The organism is Fulverythrobacter fulvus, from assembly GCF_037154085.1.
In the GTDB taxonomy this organism is placed as follows: domain Bacteria; phylum Pseudomonadota; class Alphaproteobacteria; order Sphingomonadales; family Sphingomonadaceae; genus Andeanibacterium; species Andeanibacterium fulvum.
The window spans coordinates 155,971-178,934 of record NZ_JBANRM010000001.1 but is presented as its reverse complement, the minus strand read 5'-3'; the positions used below and the strand labels follow the sequence as shown (position 1 = coordinate 178,934).

Here is a 22,964-nt window from a genome sequence, read left to right as displayed (position 1 = left end):
GCTTCCGCCTCAGTAAAGGCCGCCTTGCTCCTCGGCAAAGTTCTGCGGCTGCCCGGATTCGGAATTGCCATTTGTAACGCCCTGCTGGGAGGCTTGTTCCCGCCGCCTCAGCTGCGCAATGATCATGTCGCGCATCGCGTCGATCTCATCCTGCAAGGCAGCCCTGCGGGGTTCGGTATCGGGCTTGAATGCTTCCCAGATCACGCTCGCCTTTGGATCGTCGGTCGGCCATGCACCGAACACGCGGCGGCCGGTGGCGCGGTCGATCTTCACCATGCGGATACCTGCCGGCGCAACGAACGGCCTGCCGCTCCAGCGGTCGCGGCTTTCCTTGACGAATTGCTTGAAGATTGGCGCCGCGATGGTGCCGCCCTGGGCATAGCCACCCATGTTGCGCGGCTTGTCAAAGCCCAGATAGACGCCCGCGACGATGTCGGGCGAGCCACCGACGAACCACACATTGGTCGGTCCGTTGGTCGTGCCCGTCTTGCCGAAAAGCGGCATGTCGAGATCGCGCAGCACCACTGCCGTACCGCGCTGAACCACTCCTTCCAGCATGTGCACCACCTGGAAGGCCGTGCGCGGATCGAGCACCTGCTTGCCCAGCGGCTTGAGGCGCGGCATCGGCTTGCCATCCCATTGCGCCATATTGCAGCCGGTGCATTCGCGCTTGTCCGCCCGCCAGATCACCTTGCCGCGGCGGTCCTGCACGAAATCGATGGTCGTCTGGTTGAACTGCGTGCCGTGATTGACCAGTGCCGAATAGGCATTGACCATACGCGCGACAGTGGTTTCACCCGCCCCTAGCGAGACTGCGGGATAAGGCTCGTACTTGCCGATCCCCACGCGGTCGATCGTCTTGACCACGTTGGGCATGCCGGAATCCATGGCGATATGCATGGTCATCAGGTTGCGCGACTGCTCGAGGCCCCAGCGCATCGTATGTTCGCCACCGCCGCGCGAACCGCCGAAATTGCGGAAGCACTTCTCGCCCAGCGCAGCGCCCTGATAATAGCAATATTCGGCATCCGGCACCATCGTGGCCGGGGTCATCCCCTGGTCAAGGCCGGTGGCATAGACGAAGGGCTTGATGGTCGATCCGGGCTGGCGCAGCGCCTGCGTGGCGCGGTTGAAACTGTCGAGCCGGGGATCGAACCCGCCCTGCATTGCCAGGACGCGGCCCGTATGGGGGTTCTCCGCAAGGAAGCCGCCGGAAATCTCCGGCACACTACGCACGCGCCAGGCATTGCCTTCGGGCGACGCGGCAATCACGTCACCAGTCTTCAGCTTGTCCGGCAGGCCGACCAGCGGCGCTTCCTTGCCATCGGTGAAGCCGATCCGCCCGGAATTGCCGGAGCGGGAAATCACCACGCCAACCCGCCAGTTGAGATATTTCAGCGAAAGGAACGAACTCTGCAGCTGCCCGCGCCAGTCGCCCTTATCCATGTCGATCGACGCTATAGGCCCGCTCCAGCCCCGGGCCGATTGATAACGCAGCAGGCCAGCGCGCAAGGCGTCGCTCCCGGCCTTTTGCAGTTCCGGATCGAGCGACGTGCGCACCCATAGCCCGCCGGCATAGATGCTGTTCGGGCCGTCCTTCGCCTGCTCGCCGAACTTGTCGATCAGCTGGCGGCGCACGTCTTCCATGAAATAGCCGGCGTCCACAGTGGTGTATTCCGGGCGCTGGGTCACAAGCCCCAAAGGCTGGGCCTTGGCGGCATCGGCCTGGGCGCGAGTGATGAAATCATTTTCCACCATCTCGTCGAGCACCCAATTGCGACGCTCGATAGCGGTGTCGTGATATTGCGGCCTGCCATAGCGTTCGGGCGCCTTGGGCAGGATCGCGAGGAACGCGGCCTCGTGCAGTTGCAATTCGTTCACATCCTTGCCGAAATAGGCACGCGATGCAGCCTGCACGCCGAAACTGCGGCGGCCGAGGGGTATCTCGTTGAGGTAAAGTTCGAGAATCTGCTGCTTGGTCAGCACGCCTTCGATACGGCGGGCGAGCAGCATTTCCTTGACCTTGCGGGTGACCGAATATTCGTCGCCCACCAGGATGTTCTTGGCGACCTGCTGAGTGATCGTGGAGCCGCCCTTGGCCCGCTGCCCGCTGCCGATCTTGCTGACATAATCGAACACCGCGCCAGCGAAGCCGGTGATGTCCACGCCGCCATGGGTCCAGAACGTCTTGTCCTCAGCCGCGAGATAGGCGTTGATCAGGGGCTTGGGAAAATCACGGAACTGCAACTGCACGCGCCGTTCGCGCGCATAGGAATCGACGATTTCACCATCGATGCCCCGCACCATGGTCGGCAAAGGCGGTTCGTATTCGAGCAGCATCTTCGCATCGGGCAGATTGCGTGCAAGCAGCAGCCAGACGAGCAGCCACACCAGCAGCAGACCGCCAATAGCCGTCGTGGCCCAGCGGAATGCGCGGCTTTGGCGCCAGTTCTCGCGCCACCAGGTCAGAACACTGTGCGCTTCGCGGCGGATCCGGTAACGGATCGATTGCGGGGCGGATTGATCGGTCTCGCTCATGGTTGCGGGCGCCTTAGCACGGCGTGTTCGCCCGATGCCAGAAGGAAGCGCTCTATCGCAGCGCGCTTGCCGAATTGCGCGCGAAATAGATCCGGATCGCGCTTTCCATGGCATCCGCAAAGCGAGTCCGCCCTTCAGGCGAGGCAAGCCGTTCCGCATCCCTGGGATTGGTCACGAAACCAGCCTCGAACAGTACGGAAGGGACATCGGGTGCACGCAACACCGCCAGCGCCGCCGCTCGCCGCGGCTCGGGATGGAAATCGATTGCCCCCTCCCCTTCGCGCACGATCAGTTGCGCGAATTCGGCGGATTGTTCCTGCGTCCGGCGCTGGGAAAGATCGACCAGGATCGCATTGACGACATCGCTCTGCCCCGAAAGGGAAATGCCGTTGAGCCGGTCGGCGTTGTTCTCGCGCGCGGCAAAGCGGGCCGCCGCTTCGTCCGACGCCTTGTCGGACAAGATATAGACGCTTGCTCCCTGCACCGCGCTTTCATCGCCAGCGGAATCCGCATGAATGGACAGGAACAGGTCGGCGCCCAGCTTGCGCGCAATCTCTGCCCGCTCCTGCAGTACCAGAAACCGATCGTCGCTCCGCGTCAGGGCCACCCGGATGCCGCCCTGACGGAGCAGACGATCCCGCAAGGCCAGCGCCAGGCCAAGGACGATGCGCTTTTCTTCCAACCCCTCGCCCGAAGCGCCCGGATCGTGCCCGCCATGGCCCGCATCGATCACCACCAGGGGCATGGTCGCATCCTGTGGCCCTTCCACCTGCGGCAGGTCCAGAGGCTTTCCCCCGGGCGGCAGTTCGAAGCGGAGAACATAGGATCGGCCGAGCGCCGGCACGGGCAAGGTCAGCCCGAACGCGTATAACCCCGCCAGGAAAGCCAGCGGGGCAAGAAACAGGAGCCAGAGCCGGACGCGCACTGCCATTGCCCTTTCGCTTAGGTTCGCAAGCGATACGGCGACAAGCGAAATTTCGAAACCCGCGCGCAATTTTCGTGCGCAAAGCGGTTGCCGATGAAAAAAGGCAGTGCTAGCACGTTCCGACCGGGCAGTCCTGCCACGTGGAGACCCTACCAGCGCTGCTGCAGCCCAAGGCGCAGGCACCGCCGCGGAGGCTTCCTCCCGCAGTAACCCCCGGTCAATATCCGGGCTATATCCATGGGAACGCGCTTCCCTGGAAAAAGGTCCGGGCCGCATACAGGTTGATGTCGAAATGAGAAGCCTTTGCCCCGTACGATCGCCGCAGCCGCAAGGCTGTGTTGCGATGTCACGGCGCATCGTGGCGCAGCACACCGGAAACGGGCCGCGCACTCTGATTTCCGCAGACACGATCCGCTTCGCCGGCTGCACACAGCAGACCGGCGAAATTTCCATTTCCGGCCGCCACGACAGGCTCCGTCCTCGGGCCGCCGGTTTCAACGCATATGTGCGCGCCGCTTCCTCCACAGACGAGAAGGTCGCAGGAACAGGGCGCGCCTGGAGAATTCATAATGGCAACGCGCATGCTGATCGATGCGCGCCACCCGGAAGAAACGCGGGTGGCGGTGCTCAAGGGCAATCGTATTGAAGAGTTCGACTTTGAATCTGCCGAACACAAACAGATCAAAGGCAATATCTACCTCGCCAAGGTTACACGTGTAGAACCCTCGCTTCAGGCGGCGTTCGTCGATTTCGGCGGCAACCGTCACGGGTTCCTCGCCTTCAGCGAAATCCATCCCGACTATTACCAGATTCCGCGCGAAGACCGCGAGGCGCTGCTGGCTGAGGAAGCCGAAGCCGCCGCGGAAGAAGCCGCACTGCGCGCTGCCGAGGAAGAGGAAGAAGACGCCTACGCCGAAGAGAGCGAAGGCGATGCCTTCGCTGACGAAATGGTCGGAGAGGACGGGGTCGAGGAAATCGACACCTCCGAGAAGGACGATGTCGCGACCATCGAAGGCGGGGAAATTGCCGAAGGCGACGAAGACGGCGAGTCTTCTTCCGAAGAAGATGACGGCGAAGGTTCTGGCGACGAAAGTGCCGAAACCAACGACCGGAACCGTCGCGGCCGTGGTCGCCGCCAGGGACGTGGCGGCAATCGCGCGCGTGCCAAGGAAGTGGACGAAGTGCGCGCCAAGCGCATGGCGCTGCGCCGCCGCTACAAGATTCAGGACGTGATCCACCGCCGCCAGGTGCTGCTGGTGCAGGTCGTGAAGGAAGAACGCGGCAACAAGGGCGCCGCGCTGACCACCTATCTCAGCCTTGCCGGCCGCTATTGCGTGCTGATGCCCAATTCCACCCATGGCGGTGGCATTTCGCGCAAGATTTCCAATGCTTCGGACCGCAAGCGCCTGAAGCAGATCGTCGCCGAAATGAAGCTGCCCAAGACGATGGGCTGCATCATCCGCACCGCTGGCCTCCAGCGCACCAAGCCGGAGATCAAGCGCGATTTCGACTATCTCGCCCGCTTGTGGGACGAGATTCGCGAGAAGACCCTGCGCAGTTCCGCCCCGACGTTGATCCATTCGGACAGCGATCTGGTGAAGCGGGCGATCCGCGACATCTACAATCGCGACATCGAAGAAGTCGTGGTCGAAGGTGAGGACGGCTACAAGGCCGCGCGCGATTTCATGAAGCTGCTGATGCCCAGCCATGCACGGCGGGTGAAAGCCTATTCGGACCCGGTTCCCCTGTTCCAGCGCTATGGCGCGGAAGATCAGCTTACCGCGATGTACGACCCGGTCGTGCAACTGCGTTCGGGCGGCTACATCGTCATCAACCCAACCGAGGCGCTCGTCTCGATCGACATCAACTCGGGCCGCTCCACCAAGGAGCACGGGATCGAGCAGACCGCCCTCGCCACCAATCTGGAAGCGGCGCATGAAATCGCCCGCCAGCTGCGCCTGCGCGACATGGCCGGTCTGGTCGTGATCGACTTCATCGACATGGAATACAGCTCCAACGTCCGCAAGGTCGAACGGGCGATGAAGGAAGCGCTGAAGCACGACCGCGCCCGCATCCAGGTGGGCCGCATCTCCAGCTTCGGTCTGATGGAAATGAGCCGCCAGCGCCTGCGCACCGGCGTACTCGAAGCCACTACCCGCTCCTGCCCGCATTGCGATGGCACCGGCCTGGTCCGCACGGCCTCCAGCGCGGGCCTGTCCGCACTGCGCCTGATCGAGGACGAAGCCGCCAAGGGCAAGGGCACGATCATCACGCTCTATGCCAGCACGGAAGCGTCGATCTACCTGCTCAACGCCAAGCGCGCCGATCTGCACGAGATCGAGGATCGCTACGGCGTTGCTGTTCAGGTGATCCCGGAAGGCGAAAACGAAGGCGCGAAGATGCGCGTCGCATCGGGCGGCCCGCGTCCGACTTCGCTGCCGAAATTCGAGCCAATCGTCGACGATTTCGTCGAGGAAGAGGAAGAACTCGAAGCCTTCGCGGATGAAGAGGAAGAGGACGAAACCGAAAGCGACGATCGCAAGAAGCGCCGTCGTCGTCGCCGTGGCGGTCGTGGCCGCAAACGTCGGGACGAGCTGGACGAAGGCGGCGAGGACGATCGCGCTGAAGACGGCGAAGACGAAGGCGATACCGAAGCCGAGAGTGACGAAAGCGAAGGCAGTGAAGCTGAAGCTGCCTCCGATGAGGACGGCGAAGGCGCCCCACGCAAGAAGCGTCGCCGCCGTGGTGGCCGCAACCGCCGCAAGAAGCGCCTGGATGGCGAGTTCGAAGGCGAAGGTACTGCTGAGGGCGAAGGGGCTGAAGGCGAAGCCGTAGAGGCTGAAGCCGCCGAACCCATGGCCGAGGAGGCTCCTGCCGCCGAAGCTCCCGTCGAGGAAGCCCCGGCCGAGGAACCGAAGCCCAAGGCCCGCCGCAGCCGCGCCAAAAAGGCGAAGGAAGAACCGGCAACTGACGCTCCTGCGGAAGAAGCCGTTCCTGCAGCGGAAGAAGCACCGGCAAAGCCCAAGCGCACGCGTCGCAAGAAGGCCGATATCGAGGCCGAAGCCGCAGCCGCGGAAGCAACCGCCGAAGCTCCTGTGGCAGAACCGGCCGCCGAAGCCCCCGTGGAAGAAGCGCCGGCTAAGCCCAAGCGCACGCGTCGCAAGAAGGCCGAACCTGTAGCCGAAACCGAAGCCGAAGCGCCCGTCGCCGAGGCAGAAGTTGCGGTGGCAGAGGTTGCGGCAGCGCCGGAGCCTGCTTCGGAACCGGTAGCGGCCGAGGAAGCTGCTTCTGACGAACAGAGCTCCCCGCCCCGTCGCGGCTGGTGGCAGCGCACTTTCGGAGAATAATCCCATGAAGATCATCCCGGCCGTTCGGAACCTCGCCATCACCACCGCACTCGCGGTGACACTGGCGGGGCCCGCCACGGCCGGGACGGTCTACGTGAAGGCAGCGAGACTGCTGGACGTGGATGCCGGCAAATATGTTGCCGATCCGCTGATCAAGGTAACCGACGGCAAGGTGGAAACCATCACGTCCGGCGCGCAGCCGCCCGCCGGAGCCGAAGTGGTCGATCTTTCAGGCCTCACCGTTCTTCCCGGCCTGATCGACATGCATGTCCATTTGGACGGACGGCCCGAATATGGCGGCTATAATTCGCTGGCCTTCACTGACCGCTTCTGGACTGCGCTGGGCGTGGAAAATGCCCGACGCATGCTCAACGCGGGCTTCACGACCGTGCGCAACGTGGGCGATAACGACTACAATGTCGCTGGCGTGGATCAGGCGATCGAGGCAGGCTGGATCAAGGGTCCACGCATCGTAAACGCCAATTACGCTCTCGGCGCTACGGGCGGGCATTGCGACGAAACCTACCTCCCGCCCAGCTTCGAGGCCAAGAGCCCCGGCGTGGGCGACAGCGTGGACGAATTGCGCAAGCGCGTGCGCGAGCAGCGCAAATATGGCGCCGAAGTGATCAAGGTCTGCGCGACGGGCGGCGTGTTCTCGCGCAACACCGAGCCCGGCCAACAGCAACTCACCGAAGCGGAACTGCGCGCCATCGCCGATGAAGCACATCTGTGGGGCGTCAAAGTTGCCGCCCATGCGCATGGTGCCAACGGGATCAAGGCCGCCATCCGGGGCGGGATCGACACGATCGAACATGCCAGCCTGATCGACGACGAAGGCATCCGCCTTGCCCGCGAACACGGCACATTTCTGGTGATGGATATCTTCAACACCGAATATACGCAGGCCACTGGCGCGGCAAACGGTGTGATGGAAGACAATCTGCGCAAGGACCGCGAAGTCGCTCAGATCCAGCGTGACAACTTCCGCAAGGCCTTCAAGGCCGGGGTAAAAATGGCCTTCGGCACCGATGCGGGCGTGATGCCGCATGAAACCGCCGCCGGGCAATTCCGCATCATGGTCGAATACGGCATGACCCCACTCGACGCGATCCGCGCCGCTACGGCGAATGCCGCCGATGCACTCGGACAGACGGGCGAGGTTGGCACGCTCAAACCCGGTGCATGGGCGGACATGGTTGCCGTGAACGGCGATCCTCTGGCGGATGTCACAATATTGGAGAAGCCCGCCAAGGTGTTGAAGGCAGGCGAACTGGTCGATTGATCGTTTTCATCATTGCGAGCGTAGCGACGCAATCCAGGGCATAACGCACAATGCCATGGATTGCGTCGGCGCAATGCCCCTCGCAATGACGAACTATCTGCTCAGCCTTCTACCAGACCGACACCGTCCCCGCATCACCGTCCACACGCACCCAATCGCCGGTGCGGATCAACTCGCATGGATCGCCATCCAGCGCCGTCACGGTCGGCACCCGCATCACCACCGCACCCAATGCTGCCTTGGTCGTCATGATGCTGAACACCATGGCCAGCGGCGCAACGCCCGCGATCCGGGTGGTGTGGAACGCACCTGACCAGCCCGAAGAGCCCTTTGCGCCGGGGAAGACCAGCACTTTGCCCGCAAAACTCTGGCCCACCAGTTCGTGACGGCTTTCGATGATCGTGCCGGTCATGGAATCGATCCCGCCCCAGCCCGATATCGTGTCCTGAGTGACGATGGCTTCGCCCTCCACCACGCCGCCCACGACCTTGCGGCCATGAAGTACCAGGCGAGGTTCCCCCTGCGCCTTAACGGGCCGTTCCATTGCCACCGCCTCGCTCATACCAGCCTCCCCCTCCATTTGCCGGTACAGGCAGCATCCACACATTGCGCAGTGGTGCCGTACCAGCCTTCCAGCCCCATCATCGCAGGCAGGTAATGCACCTGCTTGGCGCTATCGAGGGCGGCCACTTTCGTTCCGTTGGGCGCGATGCGGCTGATCGAGGAACAGGTGTCCGTCATCAACAGCGCGCCAGCATCGCGCAGCGCCTTTGTGTAGCCATTGGCGTCGGCCGTCGCTTTTACTGCCCGGCTGGTGAACACCCACAGGGCCGAGTTTTCATGCACCCGGCGGCCTTCGAGCAGCGCCGCGACTTCTGCGATCTGTTCGATGGAATAATGCGGGCACCCCAGCATGACGAAATCGACGTCCTCACAGGAACCGACGCTGTTCAGCGCTTCGTAGATCCGTTTGCGGGCTGCGGCGTCATAAACGAAACGCTCGCCGCGATCCGCACCGCCGAAAGCCGCTTCCCGGCTGGAAGCCTCGGGAGTGATCCCCACCATGTGGTACATTTCCACCCCACCCGACGAAGCGGCAGCGGCGCCGAAATGCTTATGGCGGATCAGGCTCGGCTGCTCGATCGCCCCATCGAGCACAGGGATGGCATCCTGCACCGCATCGCCGGTGAAATAGCCGAGCATTCCCCATTCAAAGATCGAGTCCACCGGATAGGCGACCTGCACCGCATGATGGCCTCGGCGAAATTCGTCACGATGGAAACCCCAATCCGGCACGCGCTTGGCCAGCATGGCGGCGCTGGTCGATTCCCGACCCTCGCAATTGGTCCGCCCGCCGAGCACGGAATTGCACAGGACAACGGCGGAAGATTCCATCCACGCGCAATGCTCGCCCATCACCGGGACATTGCCGGCCAGATAGGGCGTGCAGGTCTTCAGCACCTGAATTCCATGCGCGGCAACCTCGCGCTCGTCTGAGGCGAAGTTGGCGAAGGCATCCTCACTCATGCCCTGTTCGCGCCAAAGCACCGGGTCCATCCCGCCCTGCAAATGGCAGGAAAAAGCGTTCATCCTGGGCACGTCGAACACATCGTCTGCGTCGAGATCGAACCGGCAGAACACGGCACGGTAATCGCCGCCATCGGCAGCGTAATAGTCCTTCACCCATTGCGGCGAGGAACCCGGCACGCCAGCGATGTTGTTAGTGTAGACGAAGCGATCCGCGTCAAGCGCCTCGGCATAGCGCACCAGCAATTCCATGGCGCGTTGCACGGCAGTGCCCTGCTCGCCATCCAGCATGGCGCGTTCTTCGGAAGTCAGCTGAACCATTACCCTACTCCAACCCTTTCCCGATCACTCGCCCGCCTTCACGGCCACGCCCCACTCCATGAAGCCGGCCCAGCGGGGCATCTTGTCCATGTAGAGGTTCGACGTGTCCTGAACCTCGAACCCGCTGCGTTGCACTGCGGCGGTGACTTCGCGAGTGAGATGGCAGTTGCCCATCACGCGTTTCCAGACCGGCTCGATCATCCTCTGGTGGCGATAGACCTTCGCTTCCGGCGAGCGGCCATGTTCCAGAAACAGCAGCGTGCCGCCCGGCTTCAGGATACGCCGCATTTCCTTCAGGACCAGCGCCTGATTATCCACCGAGCACATGGTGTAAGTGCACACGACCGTATCGAAAGCATCGTCTTCAAACGGGATCGCTTCCCCCCTGCCCTCGCGTATGTCCGCTTGCCAGCCCTTTTCTTGCGCCGCTTTCAGCGCATCGTCCAGCATGGCGGGCGAAGGGTCGATCGCGGCGAAGCCTGTCACCAGCTTGGGGTCGTAGAGCTTCTGGTTCAATCCGCCGCCGCAACCGAGTTCGAACACTCTGCCGCGGGCCAGTGGTACGACATGGCCGCGCAGTTCCTCGATCCGCTCGTCATTGCAGGCACATTTGATGATCTTGGGGAGGATCGTCTCCTCATACCAGTGGCGCAGGCCCATCCATCTTCCTCTCGTCCAGGCCGTGTTTCGATGAACCGGCCCCTTGTTCTGTTGTAGGAGGTAATGGGCTGGCAAAAGGCGATGACGCAATGGTCTTTTTCACGCCCCACCGCCTTGCCCCGCGCCGCACAATCGCTAGAGAGGACGGGACTCAGCAGGATCGCACCCGATGGCTACCTTCACACTCCCCGCGAACAGCAAGATCACCGGCAAGAGCCGCAACCATTCGGCGGCTGGCGCCACTGCGCCCAAGAAGTTCAAGGTCTATCGCTATGACCCGGACAGCGGCGAAAATCCGCGCTTCGACACGTTCGAGCTGGATCTGGAGCTGACCGGCCCGATGGTGCTGGACGCTCTCATCAAGATCAAGAACGAGGTCGATCCGACCCTGACCTTCCGTCGCTCCTGCCGTGAAGGCATCTGCGGTTCCTGCGCGATGAACATCAACGGCAAGAACGGCCTGGCCTGCACCACCGCGATCGAGGATTGCGGATCGGGCGAAATCCGCATCACTCCGCTGCCGCACATGGAAGTGGTGAAGGACCTGGTGCCCGATTTCACGCATTTCTACGCGCAATACGCCTCGATCCGCCCCTGGCTGCAGACCGTCAGCCCCACTCCCTCGGGCAAGGAACGGCTGCAGAGCCCCGAACAGCGCGAAAAGCTGGACGGCCTGTACGAATGCATCCTGTGCGCCTGCTGCTCCACTTCCTGCCCCAGCTATTGGTGGAATTCGGACAAGTTCCTGGGCCCGGCAATCCTGCTGCAGGCCTATCGCTGGCTGGCCGACAGCCGTGACGAGATGACCGGTGAGCGGCTTGACGAGCTGGAAGATCCCTTCCGCCTCTATCGCTGCCACACGATCATGAACTGCGCCAATGCCTGCCCGAAGGGCCTCAGCCCTGCGCGCGCGATCGCTGAAATCAAGAAGATGCAGGCCGAAAGGCACGCCTGATCGCCATGGTGGATGCCGGAACCGTTCTGGAAGGCGGCTGTCTGTGCGGAACGATCCGCTACAGGCTGACCGGCCCGAGCCTGTTCGTCTCCCAATGCTGCTGCAAGGATTGCCAGAAGGCGACCGGCACTGGCCACACCACCATTGTCGGCATTCACAAAAGCCAGCTCGAGCTTGAAGGAACGCCCACGACCTACACCAATGTGGGTGAAACCGGTGGAAGCGTAACTCGCCACTTCTGCGGCACCTGCGCCGGGCGTCTCTACACCTCCGGCGATCTACCGGGTGAACACATCATGGTTCAGGCCGGATCGCTCGACGATCCCAGCGCCGTGAGCCCGCAAAGCGTGATCTACCTGAAGGACGCGCCGAGTTGGGATCGTTTCGATCCCGATCTTCCCAAATTCGAGGCGATGCAGCCGCGCGAGAACCACGCCCGCTGATGTCCGGAATGCTGGCTCGGTACGAGGCTTTGCTGGCTGCTGGCGAATTGCGCCCCGATACCGAACAACGCGCGGCCGCAGTCAGGCTCGACGCCCTTCAACGCGAATTGGAACAAGGCGGCAGCAAGCCCGGCCTGTTCGGCAAGCTCCTGGGCAAGAAAGCGAAAAGCCCTCGCGGAGTATATTTGTGGGGCGGCGTGGGGCGCGGCAAGTCCATGCTGATGGACCTGTTCCACCAGACGCTTTCAATCCCGGAAAAGCGCCGCGTGCATTTCCACGCCTTCATGCTGGAAGTGCATGCCTTGCTGCGCGACGCGCGCCAGAGCGAGAGCGGCGACCCCATCCCGCCGGTTGCGGCCAGGCTGGCGGAAGGCCTGCGCGTGCTCGCTTTCGACGAGATGGTGGTCAACAATTCCGCCGACGCAATGATCATGAGCCGCCTGTTCCGGGCGCTGATGGTCGATGAGGGTGTAACAGTTGTAACAACGTCAAATCGCGCGCCTGCGGAACTCTACAAGGACGGGCTCAACCGCGAACATTTCCTGCCCTTCATCGCCTTGATCGAGCAGGAAATGGATGTGCGGGCGCTTAACGGACCGGTGGATTACCGCCTCCAGCGTCTGGGCGGAATGGCAACCTGGCACACGCCGCTTGGGCCGGAAGCGACCGCGCAAGTGCGCGAGGCCTTCTTCCGCCTGACCGACTACGCCCCGGAAGACGCTGCCCATGTGCCGAACGGCGAACTGGATGTCGGCGGCGGGCGCATGCTGTTCGTGCCCAAAAGCCTCAAGGGCGTGGCGGTTTTCAGCTTCAAGCGGCTCTGTGGCGAGGCCCGCGGTGCCGCCGATTACCTTGCCATCGCCCGCACCTATCACACGGTGATCCTTGTCGGCATTCCGGTGATGGGGCCAGACCAGCGCAACGAGGCAGCGCGCTTCGTCACCCTCATCGATGCGCTGTATGAGCACAATGTCATCCTGCTTGCCGCAGCAGCGGCGAAGCCCGAAGACCTCTACAAGGCAGGCGATGGCCGTTTCGAGTTCGAACGCACCGTCAGCCGCCTGATGGAAATGCAGAGCGCCGACTACCTCGCCAGAGGCCATGGCACGAGCGGCTGAAACCGCATCTTATCACATTACATTATGACCAATCCCGGCGTTAACACCCCGCCGATGTGGAATATCCCATGATCGATATCCGTCCCCTCGCAGGCCTGGGCCACCGCGACCATGGCTGGCTGGATACGCACCATCATTTCAGCTTCTCCGACTATTACGACACCGATCGGATGGGCCGGGGTGCGCTGCGCGTCTGGAATGACGATGTAATCGGCCCCAAGGCCGGCTTCCCGGCGCATCCCCATAGTGACATGGAGATCATCACCTTCATTCGCACCGGAGCAATCACCCACAAGGATTCCCTCGGAAATACCGGTCGCACAGGGGCAGGCGACGTCCAGGTGATGAGCGCGCGCACCGGCGTGGTCCATGCCGAATATGATCTGGAAGATGAGGCAACCAGCCTGTTCCAAATCTGGATCATGCCTGACCGCGCGGGCGAGCAGCCCAGCTAGGGCACTCGCGAGTTCCCGCGTGGCGAGCGTTCGGGCAAATGGGTGGTCGTCGCCAGTGGCGATCCGGAGAGCGACGAGGCCCTGCCGATCCGCAGCGACGCCAAGGTACTGGCGGCAACGCTATCGGCGGGAGATACCGTGACTTACCAAGCGAGCCCCTTGCGGCACCAATATCTGGTGGCGACCCGTGGCCGTATCCGCGTGAATGGCGAGGAGGCGCAACCGCGCGACGGAATTGCCATCACCAGCATCGAGAGGATCACCGTCGAAGCTCTCGACAATGTCGAGCTTGTGATGGTCGGCGCCCGCTAGAATTGCGCAGGGCTGGACTGGCGTACGCCAGCCCGGCCCTGCCGCTTTACCGGTTCAAGCCGCGCGGGACAGGCGTGTCTGGGCCGAAGCCAGACGGCTCATGACCTTGAGATCCTGCTCACGCAGTTGCAGCGCCGCATCGGCCCAGAGATCGACGATCCGCTTCAATTCCTCGAGCCGGATCGGCTGAGCCACCTTCATTGCCTTGCGCGAATTGACCAGCCCGCCATGGCGGCGCTCCGACTTGTCGATGAATTCGCGGCAGGCGTTGAGCCCTTCGCCGGGCTCGGCCAGCTTGTGGACAATGCCCAGATCGTACATCTGCTCGGCCGTATAGGTCTCGTTGGAGACGATCAGCCGGTCAGCCATCGCCGTCCCGAGCTTGCGCGACAGATAGGCATGCGCGCCCATGCCCGGAAAGAGACCGAACATGACTTCGGGCAGTCCGAAAGTCGCGCCGCGTTCCGCAATAATATAATCGAACGACAGCAGCGCCTCGAACCCGCCGCCCAGAGCCGCGCCTTCAACCAGGCCGATGGTCAGCATCGGAAGGTCCAGGCACTGCGTGTTGCGCTGGAGGATTTCCACGCATTTATAGCCATATTGGGCCAGCCCGGCACGGTCGCGTTCACGGATCAAGCGCTGGAACAGCTCCAGATCGCCGCCGAAGCAGAACACGCCCGGCGAGCGGCTGGCCAACACGAGGAAGCGCAACGGCACTTTACCGGGGCCAAAATTGTCCCCGATCAGCCGTTGCCAGTTCACGAAATCGCCCAGCATTGCAGGCGAAAAGCTCGGCCGACCCACCGGACGCATATAGGTCCACAAGGTCTGCCGGGAATCCTCATAGAGGACATCCAGTTCGTTCAGTCGGAATAACTCGTCAGGAATGGCCAGATGCCGTTGACTGGCGGTGACGAGATGTTCCTCGCCCTCGCCAAGCACCATCACGGGGCTATCCACCCCGCTCGACCCCGTTTCACTCCTGTCGAGACTGCTCGCCAGTCGATCCATAGATCCCTCTTTTCGCGACCCCCGTTCCTGCGCGTTTGTTATGTTCTCCGCAGAAGTCATTGAAGAATCTACGTCAAGGTCGAGTCCCTTGGCAAACGTTTTGTTTACCATAATGCGAGGCAATGCCCCGGAATGGAGCGATCGCGGGGAAATTCCCAATCGGATTCGGCAGTTGCGGCCTTTGCGGCTGGGCTGTTTCAGCCCGAAATTCCCAGCTGACGCACTGCCCGTTCGAGCATCAGCAGCTGCCAAAGCAGGCGCGAACGGTCTGCCCGGCCCGCGATATGCTCTTCGGCAAGGCGTGAAATCCGCCCACCGTCGAACCACCCCGTCCGGGCAATCGCGGCGGATGTAGCGATAGCCCTCGCCTCGCCCGCCAGCGGCCCGCGCAGCCATTGGGCAATGGGCGTGACGAAACCCTGTTTAGGCCGGAAAAGGATGGAATCCGGCAAATAGCGGCGCATGGTCTGCTTCATCAGCCACTTGCCCTGCTTGCCCCGAACCCGCATCCGCTCAGGTAGAGCAGCAGCGAATTCGATCAGCCGGTGATCCAGCAAAGGCTCCCGCGCTTCCAGGCTTACGGCCATGCTCGTCCGGTCGACCTTGGTCAGAATATCGCCCGGTAGCCAGAACTTCAGATCGGCATATTGCGCCCGGTCGAGCCCCGACCGCGCCGGCGCTGCACGCATCATATCGACGAAGGGTTGCTCCGCGCGATAGCCCTGCAGTTCCTTGCGCAGTCCATCCGTATAGAGCGACCCTCGCAATTCCGGGCGATTGACTCCCAGTGCGGCGGCATAGGCCTCCTCCCCATTCACTGCCAGCGCCTGGAAAGTCGCCTTGGCCCGCAAGGCACGAGGGGCCCAGTCCGCCTTGGGGTAGAGAGTGCCCAGCGTACCGAAAACCGGCCCGCGCAGGACAGCGGGAAGCACCGAGCGTACGCGCTCCTCATGGGCCTGGAATATCTGGCGGCGATAACCGGCAAAGGCCTCGTCCGCGCCGTCGCCCGACAGAGCCACCGTGACATGCTCGCGCGCCAGCTGGCAGACGCGCCACGTCGGAAGAGCCGAAGCATCGGCAAACGGCTCGTCGAACATGGCGGCAAGCCGGTCCAGTTCCGCGAAATCGTCGGCAGCGACAGTGCGGCTGCGATGATCCGTGGCGAAGAGCCGGGCGACCTCGCTGGCGTAAGACGTCTCGTCTTCCGAAGCGACGTCGAAGCCGATCGAGCAAGTCCGTACCGGCTCCCGGCTCGCTTCGGCCATCAGGGCCACAACGCTGGAACTATCCACCCCGCCTGAGAGGAACGCGCCCAAAGGCACGTCGGCCACCATGCGGGACGTCACTGCCTCACGCAGATGATGCAGCAGTTCCGCCCCCAGATCGGCATCCGACCCACGGCGCCGCGAAGCGAAGCTCACGTCCCACCATTTCACGGGGGCAGCCGGGGAAGCATCATGGCGCAGCAGGCGGTAATGCCCGGCGGGCAGCTTCTCCACTCCCTTCAGGATCGAGCGATGATCGGGAACATAGCCCCAGGTGAGGTAATCCTCGATCGCCAGCGGATCGGCCTCGCGCCGCAACAGCGGATGCGCCAGCAAGCCCTTGAGCTCGGACGCGAAGGCGAGGCTTCCGTCGCTGAGCCGGGCCATGAAGAGCGGCTTCACCCCCAGGCGATCGCGCGCAAGGAACAATGTGCGATCCGCCAGATCGTACAGGGCAAAGGCGAACATGCCATGCAGGCGCTCAAGGCAGTTCACGCCCCATTTGCGCCAGGCAGCAAGGATCACTTCCGTGTCGCCATGGGTACGGAATTCTTCCCCCAGCCCCTCGAGTTCGCGGCGAAGCTCACGGAAATTGTAGATTTCGCCGTTGAAGACGATCACAGCCCGTCCGTCGCCCGATTGCATCGGCTGGGGAGAGCCCGCCAGGTCGATGATCGACAACCGGCGATGGCCCAGCCCTACGCCGGGCGCGGTCCACACCCCTGCCCCGTCAGGCCCGCGATGGGCCAGTGCGTCGCACATCCGCTCGACCCGCATGGGATCGACCGGCTTGGGCGTCTGGCAATGGAAGATCCCGGCAATTCCGCACATGGCTGTAGCGGTTAGGGAAGTTGGGCGATGCCGTCCATCCACTCGCCCGTGGGGCCAGTGGCGCGGCGAAATGCGGCGATGCTCTCGGCGGCAGGATGGCCGGGGCGTTCTTCGGCGGAGAGGATCAGGGTCATGGTCGGTTCGGCATTCACCAGCAGGCGGTCGCGCATATTGGCGAGTTTGAGGCGGGAATTGCTGCCCGTCAGCAAATCGCCCGTGCGATAGAAGGTTGCAGCAAGACGGGTCACGCGACCTTGGGCGAGAAGCAGATCGGACTGGGCATCCGCGACGGCGGGACCGGGCTTGAGCCAGCGCCATTCCGTATCGGGCACCAGCGCGCCCTGCCCGAAGGCCCCGGCCTCGCGCCCCTCATCCTGCGCTGCGTAAAAGGCGTAGAACACATCCACCTCATGGCCATCGCCATCCACATAGCGGCCCAGCAGACGATGATCGGCCCCGACTGCGCGCGGTTCCCACCAGACCTGCGGGGTGTAATCGACCAGCTGCCATCCCGGCACCATCGGCAAAGCGACCTGCGGAGGAACCGGTGCGGCAAGCTGCTCTGCCCGTGCCGCCCATGCGCCCGATAGCAGCGCCAGCGCGGCGATCGCGGCCATGGCGGCCCATCCGTTCATCCGCCAGCCTTCGATCCGCGCGAGGGCTGGCGAAGCGGCGATAGCTTCGGCGTCGATCAGCGGATCGTCGGGCGCGCGGTCGAAGAAACGCCAGCCAAGCGCCAGCAGCACGGCCATCACGACGGCGAAGAAGACCCAGCCATAAAAGATATGATCAAAGCCTTTGGCGAATTCGATGCCCTGGAACTGCGCAATGTAGATCGTGCCCCATGCCCTTACGCCATTGGCAAGGATCGGCAGCACGATAGCGACCGCAAGGAAGGCTGCCCGCCTGCCCCAGCGCTCGAAACAGACATGAGCAACCAGAGTGCCCAGCGCGACCATGGCGATCAGGAACTTCACGCCCGAACAGGCTTCCGCCACTTCGAACAGGCCGACCGGCGTATCGATGAACACGCCTTCGATCTCGGCCGGAATTCCGCTCAGATGGACCAGCGCGATAGTCAGCTTGGCCGTAATCGTCTGCAGCGCAGGCACCAGTTCGTCGCCAAAGGGCACGAGGAACAGGAGATAGGCCAGCGGAAAGATCAGCCCTGCCGTAACACGCGGCCCCAGCAGCGCAATCGCCGCGCCTTGCAAGGCGACCACGGCGCCAAGCTGGCGCGCGAGGTTGAGGCCGGAAATTGCCCCGAGCAGCCACACCGCCATCGCCCCGGCGACAAGGATCAACCCCGGCCACCATGTCGAGGGAGCAAGGCGGACAAGCGCCCTCGCCCGCAGCCAGACGAGCCAGGCCACGATCGCCGGCACGAGCAGAATGTGGTTGTAAGTGGAGCTGTTCCACCACTGGTCCGCCATTTCGGCCCAATCGTGCCAGAACCACGCGACGAGCCCCGCCCAGGCCAGCCCGAGGCGGGCCAGAGGCACACGCCAAGGCTCCGGCAGATGCGTCAGGAGATTATCCGCTGCGCCGCCCTGCATCGGGGCATCACGCTGCATCGCGCCTCGCCTCGCCCGGATCGGCCATTCCCATGATCGAGGGCAGGTCGGCCAGCATGGCATTCCAGCCCCGCCGCTCGATCACGAATTGCCGGGCAGCAGCGCCCATGGCCCGGGCCGCGCGAGGATTGGCGAGCAGGCTCTTGATCCGCGACACGAGCCCCTGATCGCTTTCGGCCATGGCGAAGTGGACATTGTCGAGCCCGCCAATACCGGTTGCCGCGCCGGGCGTCAGCACTACCGGCCGGGCCATTGCCATGGCTTCCAACACCTTGTTTTGAACCCCGCGGGCGATAGAAAGCGGCGCCAATGCAATATCAGCACCAGAAAGAAATGGTCTTACATCAGGGACTTCACCCCATACCCTGAGGCCATCTCTACCATCCAGCGCCAGTAGTTCAGGCACCGGCGCCCGGCCGACGATGTGGAGTTGGGCCTGCGGCCAGTCCCGCCGCAGTTCGGGCAGGATGTGACTTTTCGCCCGCATCGCCGCTTCGACATTGGGCGCGTAATCCATCTGCCCGGTGAAGACGAGATGCGGCCCGACCTGCTCCTTCATTTCCAGGATCGGCAAGGCAGCGGCAGGGTTGAAGACCTTCGTATCAATCCCGTTACCCAGTGCGAGTACGCGGGCCTGTTCCGGCGCATCCAGGCGAGAGACGAGCAATTCGGCCTCGGCCTCGCTCACCAACAAGGTTGCTGCCGCGCGCCGGGCGAGCCGTTCTTCCTCGGCCCGCAGCAACCGTCCTTCGCGTGCGTCGATCCACGCGCGCGGACCGTGCTTGCCGTCGGCATAGGCTTCAAACTTGGCGGAATCGACGTCGACCAGATCGACCACCAGCCTGCCCGCAAACCCGAGCGGCACATATTGGCCCATCTGGCCAGAGAAGACATAGATTGCCGAGATCGGCCGGTTTCGCAGCACATCCTCGACATAGCGCGCCAGTGCTGCGCTGCTGAAGGCGGCAAGGCTTACCGGCTCCCCACGGAGCATGGCTTCGATACCGGCAAGCGCCAGCGGCTTGGCGCGTTTTACCAGGCAGTGACTCGCCGCGACCTGCGCAAGCTCGCCCTCATGCTCCCAGTCGGCATCAGTATCCGCGAAGGTCGCGACATGGACCGGCGCCAGGGCTGCCAGCGCCTTGAGCACATGGTGCGAGCGGATCTTGTCCCCCCGGTCGGGCGGGAAAGGCAGGCGATGGGCAAGAAACAGGATTTCGCCGCTCATCCCAGCCCCCGCGCGATGACTGGCCCGAGCCGGTTGGCAAGGGCCAGCGGCAAACGTCGCCACAGGGCGATCCGTGCCGCATGGCGGGCGCTGGTGGGATCGGCATCCCGTTTCTCCGCGCCCGGCGCCGTCCAGCTGGCATAGGAAAGCGGCTGCGGTTCGAAACCCCAGTTCTTCTTGAAATGCCACGCCCCGCTATTGGTCTTGGACCGGCCGAAATCGAAGCGCGAGCAGCCACGACGCCGGGCATGGAGCATCAGTTCGAAATACATCCGGTCATTCGCCCGCAAGGCCCGCGCGGCGAAAGTGCCCCCGCCCCAATAAGGCAGCACCGCGCCGTCATGGTAGAAGGACAGCACGCTGGCGACAGGCGCTCCCTGATGCCGGATCGTCAAGATATCCGCATCCAGCGTGTCGAGCATCGCCTCGAACAGCGAACGCGGGAAAACCGGCGTGCCGAGATTGCGCACGCTTTCGGCATAAACCGCATAATGCGCCGCGCGGTCTTCCGGCGCGGTTCCGACATGTACTGTCAGATCGGCATCCAGCCCCTTGCGCACTTCGGCGCGCTGTTTGCGCGGGATCGCGAGAAGCTGGGCCGCATCATCGGCGGCAAGGTCCCATTCGAAGCCGCAATGGCTGTCGGTCCGGATGTCCCAGTCGGCGGGCAAGGCGCCGCCCCGCAGTTCGATTGTAGTGCAGCTGTGGCGCAGCGCCAGCTCTTCCGCCGCATGAGCCAGCGCCTGAGCCGTGCCGTCACGCGCGGCAAGCACCCCGCCGCCCACGGCAAAGCCGCTGGAGACGAGCGCGCGCCCGAAGATCGGGGAATAGACCCGCGTCAGCGGCAGCCAACCCGTCAGCGCCCCGCCCTTTTCAGCGACAAGCCCGAGCGCCTTCTGCCCGGTGCCCTGCTCCACCGCGACAAGCCATGCCGGGCGATGAAACACGGTGCCTGACATTTCGGCCACGAAACCTTCGATCCGCGCGGCCTCGTCCGGCTGACGCAGATCGGCGCAGCGCACCGTCTCGCCAGAAAGGGCGAAGGGCGCGTTCACGCTGCCATTTCCACCGTGCGCCGCGCTTCCCGGCGGGCCAGCGCATCCATCCGATCCCAGCGGAAATCCCGCAGCAGCCGTGCAAGCTTGCCCGCCATCGCATCGAGATTGGTATAATGGCGCAGGCGCGAGCGCAGCGGTGCATTATCCACGCGCGGCTGGCCCGGATCGATCTCCCACGGATGGAAATAGAACACGGCCGGACGGTCTTCCCGCTGATTGACCTGACGGATCGCCCAGCGGGAAAAGCCATAGGGCAGCACGCGGAAGAACCCGCCGCCGCCCGCCGCAAGCCGCCGGCCCGCGAATTCGGCCGTGGTCACCGGGATTTCGACCAGCGGGGAATCCGCCAGCGGCCGGAAGGCAAAACGCGGGGCTTCGCGCCAGCCATAATGATCGTGCACGATCGGCGCGACGCTGGAGGAATAGGCATAGCCCTGCTCCGCCAGCACATCGAACGCCCAGGGCGTGCGGCCATCGATGGAAAAGCTGGGCGCGCGATATCCGGTTACGGGCATGCCGCCCGCGTCCTCGATCTCCTGACGTGCCCGGCGCAAGTCTTCGGCAAAGCTGGCAGGGTCCAGCGTGTGAACCCGCGCATGGTCCCAGCCATGGCTGGCCAGTTCATGCCCCTGCTCAACGATGCGCCGCAGCAGCGCGCCATTGCGCTGCGCGATCCAGCCCAGCGTAAAGAAGGTCGCCTTCACCCCTTCCGCATCGAACAGGGCGAGGATCTCGTCCACATTGCGCTCGACACGCGTGGTCAGCCCATCCCAGTCGCCGCGCTGGATCGCATTCTCGAACGCACCGACCTGGAACCAGTCTTCCACATCGACGGAAAGACCGTTGACCGGGCTGCTCCCGGGAATTTTCGGGGAGGCCGCCTCGTCGCTCACTTGAAGCTCCTCAGGCGGCGATCTGCGCGGCTGCGTCGTTCTCGATCCACTCGATCAGCATGGTGAGCGTGTGGCGCATGGTGCGCTCCTGCTCGATCAGGCGTGCCTCGAGTTGGGAAATACGCTCATGCAGGGCGGCAATATCGGGCTCGACTGCCGCCACTGTCGCATCGTCCTTGGAATAGGACAATTCGACAATCGCCTGCTGCAGTTCGGCGATCTGCGCGTCGCGTGCCGCCAGGGCCCGCTCGAACACGTCCGGGCGAACGCCCGGAACCGGCGCGGGCTGCGCGGGGGCAGGCTGGCTTGCCGCGGACCGTACTTCGGCCTGGGCGGCACGTTCGACCTGCGCGGCGCTGCGCGGCTGAACCACTGGAGCGGCAGCCGGAAACGCATTGTCGCTGTCCATCTCGGCCAGCACCGCGTGGAGCATGGCGGCATCGATGCGCGAGCGCTGTTCCACCGCGCCCAGCAGCATCAGGCGATTGGCGATCTGGTTGATGCGGCGCGGAATACCGCCCGATGCTTCGTAAAGTTCGGCAAAAACGCGCTGGTCGAACGAGGGATTGGTCCCTTCCCAGCCTACATGCTTCAGGCGATGGACCACATAGGGTTCGATCTCGCTGGCATCCATCGGCTCAAGGTGATGGGCGGCGATCACGCGCTGGCGCAGCTGCTCCAGCCCGCCTTCTGATTGCAGCATGGCCCGGAATTCGGGCTGGCCGAGCAGCAGGGTCTGCAGCAGCGGATGCGAGCCGAGCTGGAAGTTCGAGAGCATGCGCAGCTCTTCGAGCGCGGCGACCGAAAGATTCTGCGATTCATCGACGATCAGCAGGCAACGGCGGCCCGAACGGGCTTCCTCGTGCAAGAAGCCTTCGATGGCACCCAGCGCGCTCGCCTTGTCATGCCCGGTGATGTCCAGACCGAAGCTCTGGGCAACGACATGGACGATTTCTTCGCCGTCGAGCTTGCTGGTGACGACCTGCCCCACCGTGAGCTGCGCCGGATCGACCGAGGCGACCAGATGCGCCACGAGCGTGGACTTGCCCGCGCCGACCTCGCCGGTGATGACGATGAAGCCCTCCCCCTGCGCCAGGCCATAGCGCAGGTAGGACAGCGCCTTGCGGTGCGTCCCGCTGGGGAAATAGAAGGCCGGGTCCGGCGTGAGCTGGAACGGCTTCCCCTTGAGCCCGTAAAAATCGTCGAACATTATCTCTT

At 63.7% G+C, this 22,964-nt stretch carries 17 protein-coding genes and 1 pseudogene; 6 read left to right on the top strand and 12 right to left on the bottom strand.

What is annotated here, in order from left to right:
- Positions 1-9: 9 nt before the first annotated feature.
- Complete coding sequence (locus WFP36_RS00825; RefSeq protein WP_336977053.1) at positions 10-2,538, bottom strand: penicillin-binding protein 1A; 2,529 nt, start codon at positions 2,536-2,538, stop codon at positions 10-12.
- A gap of 52 nt (positions 2,539-2,590) precedes the next feature.
- Positions 2,591-3,469, bottom strand: a complete 879-nt coding sequence (locus tag WFP36_RS00820; protein WP_336977051.1) for an N-acetylmuramoyl-L-alanine amidase family protein — start codon at positions 3,467-3,469, stop codon at positions 2,591-2,593.
- A gap of 563 nt (positions 3,470-4,032) precedes the next feature.
- On the opposite strand from WFP36_RS00820, the gene WFP36_RS00815 reads away from it, so the two are divergent.
- Positions 4,033-6,810, top strand: coding sequence for an Rne/Rng family ribonuclease (locus WFP36_RS00815; RefSeq protein ID WP_336977049.1), 2,778 nt, complete (start codon positions 4,033-4,035; stop codon positions 6,808-6,810).
- 4 nt (positions 6,811-6,814) lie between these two features.
- Positions 6,815-8,092 carry a Xaa-Pro dipeptidase gene (locus WFP36_RS00810; protein WP_336977047.1) on the top strand — a complete coding sequence of 426 codons (1,278 nt, stop codon included), beginning with the start codon at positions 6,815-6,817 and terminating at the stop codon, positions 8,090-8,092.
- A gap of 109 nt (positions 8,093-8,201) precedes the next feature.
- On the opposite strand, the gene WFP36_RS00805 is transcribed toward WFP36_RS00810, so the two are convergent.
- Genes WFP36_RS00805 through WFP36_RS00795 form a run of 3 tightly spaced genes read right to left on the bottom strand, consistent with a single transcriptional unit; the run spans position 8,202 to position 10,600 of the window.
- Complete coding sequence (locus tag WFP36_RS00805) at positions 8,202-8,636, bottom strand: aconitase X swivel domain-containing protein (protein WP_336977045.1); 435 nt, start codon at positions 8,634-8,636, stop codon at positions 8,202-8,204.
- Positions 8,637-8,650: 14 nt separating this feature from the next.
- Positions 8,651-9,940 carry an aconitase X catalytic domain-containing protein gene (locus WFP36_RS00800; RefSeq protein ID WP_336977043.1) on the bottom strand — a complete coding sequence of 430 codons (1,290 nt, stop codon included), beginning with the start codon at positions 9,938-9,940 and terminating at the stop codon, positions 8,651-8,653.
- A gap of 24 nt (positions 9,941-9,964) precedes the next feature.
- Positions 9,965-10,600, bottom strand: a complete 636-nt coding sequence (locus WFP36_RS00795) for a class I SAM-dependent methyltransferase (protein WP_336977041.1) — start codon at positions 10,598-10,600, stop codon at positions 9,965-9,967.
- Positions 10,601-10,769: 169 nt separating this feature from the next.
- Here WFP36_RS00795 and WFP36_RS00790 point away from each other — a divergent pair, with 169 nt between their 5' ends.
- The 4 genes and pseudogenes from WFP36_RS00790 to WFP36_RS00775 all read left to right on the top strand — a co-directional run bounded on the left by WFP36_RS00790 (position 10,770) and on the right by WFP36_RS00775 (position 13,883).
- Complete coding sequence (locus tag WFP36_RS00790) at positions 10,770-11,555, top strand: succinate dehydrogenase iron-sulfur subunit (protein ID WP_336977039.1); 786 nt, start codon at positions 10,770-10,772, stop codon at positions 11,553-11,555.
- A gap of 5 nt (positions 11,556-11,560) precedes the next feature.
- Positions 11,561-11,998, top strand: a complete 438-nt coding sequence (locus WFP36_RS00785; RefSeq protein ID WP_336977038.1) for a GFA family protein — start codon at positions 11,561-11,563, stop codon at positions 11,996-11,998.
- Complete coding sequence (gene zapE / locus WFP36_RS00780) at positions 11,998-13,116, top strand: cell division protein ZapE (RefSeq protein ID WP_336977037.1); 1,119 nt, start codon at positions 11,998-12,000, stop codon at positions 13,114-13,116. Before WFP36_RS00785 ends, zapE begins: the two co-directional genes overlap by 1 nt.
- A gap of 68 nt (positions 13,117-13,184) precedes the next feature.
- Positions 13,185-13,883: pseudogene (locus tag WFP36_RS00775) on the top strand (pirin family protein).
- 54 nt (positions 13,884-13,937) lie between these two features.
- Here the strand turns inward: WFP36_RS00775 and WFP36_RS00770 are convergent.
- From WFP36_RS00770 to WFP36_RS00740, 7 genes are all read right to left on the bottom strand, one after another.
- On the bottom strand, positions 13,938-14,897 hold the full coding sequence (locus tag WFP36_RS00770) for a crotonase/enoyl-CoA hydratase family protein (protein ID WP_336977036.1): 960 nt from the start codon (positions 14,895-14,897) through the stop codon (positions 13,938-13,940).
- A gap of 197 nt (positions 14,898-15,094) precedes the next feature.
- Positions 15,095-16,993 (bottom strand): XrtA/PEP-CTERM system amidotransferase, encoded by a 1,899-nt coding sequence (locus tag WFP36_RS00765; RefSeq protein WP_336977034.1) that lies wholly within the window; start codon positions 16,991-16,993, stop codon positions 15,095-15,097.
- An 11-nt stretch (positions 16,994-17,004) separates the two neighbouring features.
- The gene (xrtA, locus tag WFP36_RS00760; protein WP_336977032.1) at positions 17,005-18,567 is read right to left on the bottom strand and encodes an exosortase A; all 1,563 of its coding nucleotides are present in this window, start codon (positions 18,565-18,567) and stop codon (positions 17,005-17,007) included.
- Complete coding sequence (locus WFP36_RS00755; protein ID WP_336977030.1) at positions 18,557-19,795, bottom strand: TIGR03087 family PEP-CTERM/XrtA system glycosyltransferase; 1,239 nt, start codon at positions 19,793-19,795, stop codon at positions 18,557-18,559. The genes xrtA and WFP36_RS00755 overlap by 11 nt, the downstream gene beginning before the upstream one ends.
- Complete coding sequence (locus WFP36_RS00750; protein ID WP_336977029.1) at positions 19,792-20,850, bottom strand: FemAB family XrtA/PEP-CTERM system-associated protein; 1,059 nt, start codon at positions 20,848-20,850, stop codon at positions 19,792-19,794. Before WFP36_RS00750 ends, WFP36_RS00755 begins: the two co-directional genes overlap by 4 nt.
- Positions 20,847-21,719: an XrtA system polysaccharide deacetylase gene (locus tag WFP36_RS00745; protein ID WP_336978661.1), complete on the bottom strand. Its 873-nt coding sequence runs from the start codon at positions 21,717-21,719 to the stop codon at positions 20,847-20,849. Before WFP36_RS00745 ends, WFP36_RS00750 begins: the two co-directional genes overlap by 4 nt.
- A gap of 37 nt (positions 21,720-21,756) precedes the next feature.
- Entirely contained in the window at positions 21,757-22,956 is a 1,200-nt protein-coding gene (locus WFP36_RS00740) for an XrtA/PEP-CTERM system-associated ATPase (RefSeq protein WP_336977027.1), read from the bottom strand.
- Positions 22,957-22,964 lie beyond the last annotated feature (8 nt).

Coding starts and splice junctions, on each gene's coding strand:
- WFP36_RS00785 (WP_336977038.1), top strand. CDS start 11,561: ATGGTGGATGCCGGAACCGTTCTGGAAGGCGGCTGTCTGTGCGGAACG.
- WFP36_RS00790 (WP_336977039.1), top strand. CDS start 10,770: ATGGCTACCTTCACACTCCCCGCGAACAGCAAGATCACCGGCAAGAGC.
- WFP36_RS00795 (WP_336977041.1), bottom strand. CDS start 10,600: ATGGGCCTGCGCCACTGGTATGAGGAGACGATCCTCCCCAAGATCATC.
- WFP36_RS00770 (WP_336977036.1), bottom strand. CDS start 14,897: ATGGATCGACTGGCGAGCAGTCTCGACAGGAGTGAAACGGGGTCGAGC.
- WFP36_RS00765 (WP_336977034.1), bottom strand. CDS start 16,993: ATGTGCGGAATTGCCGGGATCTTCCATTGCCAGACGCCCAAGCCGGTC.
- WFP36_RS00805 (WP_336977045.1), bottom strand. CDS start 8,636: ATGGAACGGCCCGTTAAGGCGCAGGGGGAACCTCGCCTGGTACTTCAT.
- WFP36_RS00740 (WP_336977027.1), bottom strand. CDS start 22,956: ATGTTCGACGATTTTTACGGGCTCAAGGGGAAGCCGTTCCAGCTCACG.
- WFP36_RS00755 (WP_336977030.1), bottom strand. CDS start 19,795: ATGAGCGGCGAAATCCTGTTTCTTGCCCATCGCCTGCCTTTCCCGCCC.
- zapE (WP_336977037.1), top strand. CDS start 11,998: ATGTCCGGAATGCTGGCTCGGTACGAGGCTTTGCTGGCTGCTGGCGAA.
- WFP36_RS00815 (WP_336977049.1), top strand. CDS start 4,033: ATGGCAACGCGCATGCTGATCGATGCGCGCCACCCGGAAGAAACGCGG.
- WFP36_RS00800 (WP_336977043.1), bottom strand. CDS start 9,940: ATGGTTCAGCTGACTTCCGAAGAACGCGCCATGCTGGATGGCGAGCAG.
- xrtA (WP_336977032.1), bottom strand. CDS start 18,567: ATGCAGCGTGATGCCCCGATGCAGGGCGGCGCAGCGGATAATCTCCTG.
- WFP36_RS00825 (WP_336977053.1), bottom strand. CDS start 2,538: ATGAGCGAGACCGATCAATCCGCCCCGCAATCGATCCGTTACCGGATC.
- WFP36_RS00820 (WP_336977051.1), bottom strand. CDS start 3,469: ATGGCAGTGCGCGTCCGGCTCTGGCTCCTGTTTCTTGCCCCGCTGGCT.
- WFP36_RS00810 (WP_336977047.1), top strand. CDS start 6,815: ATGAAGATCATCCCGGCCGTTCGGAACCTCGCCATCACCACCGCACTC.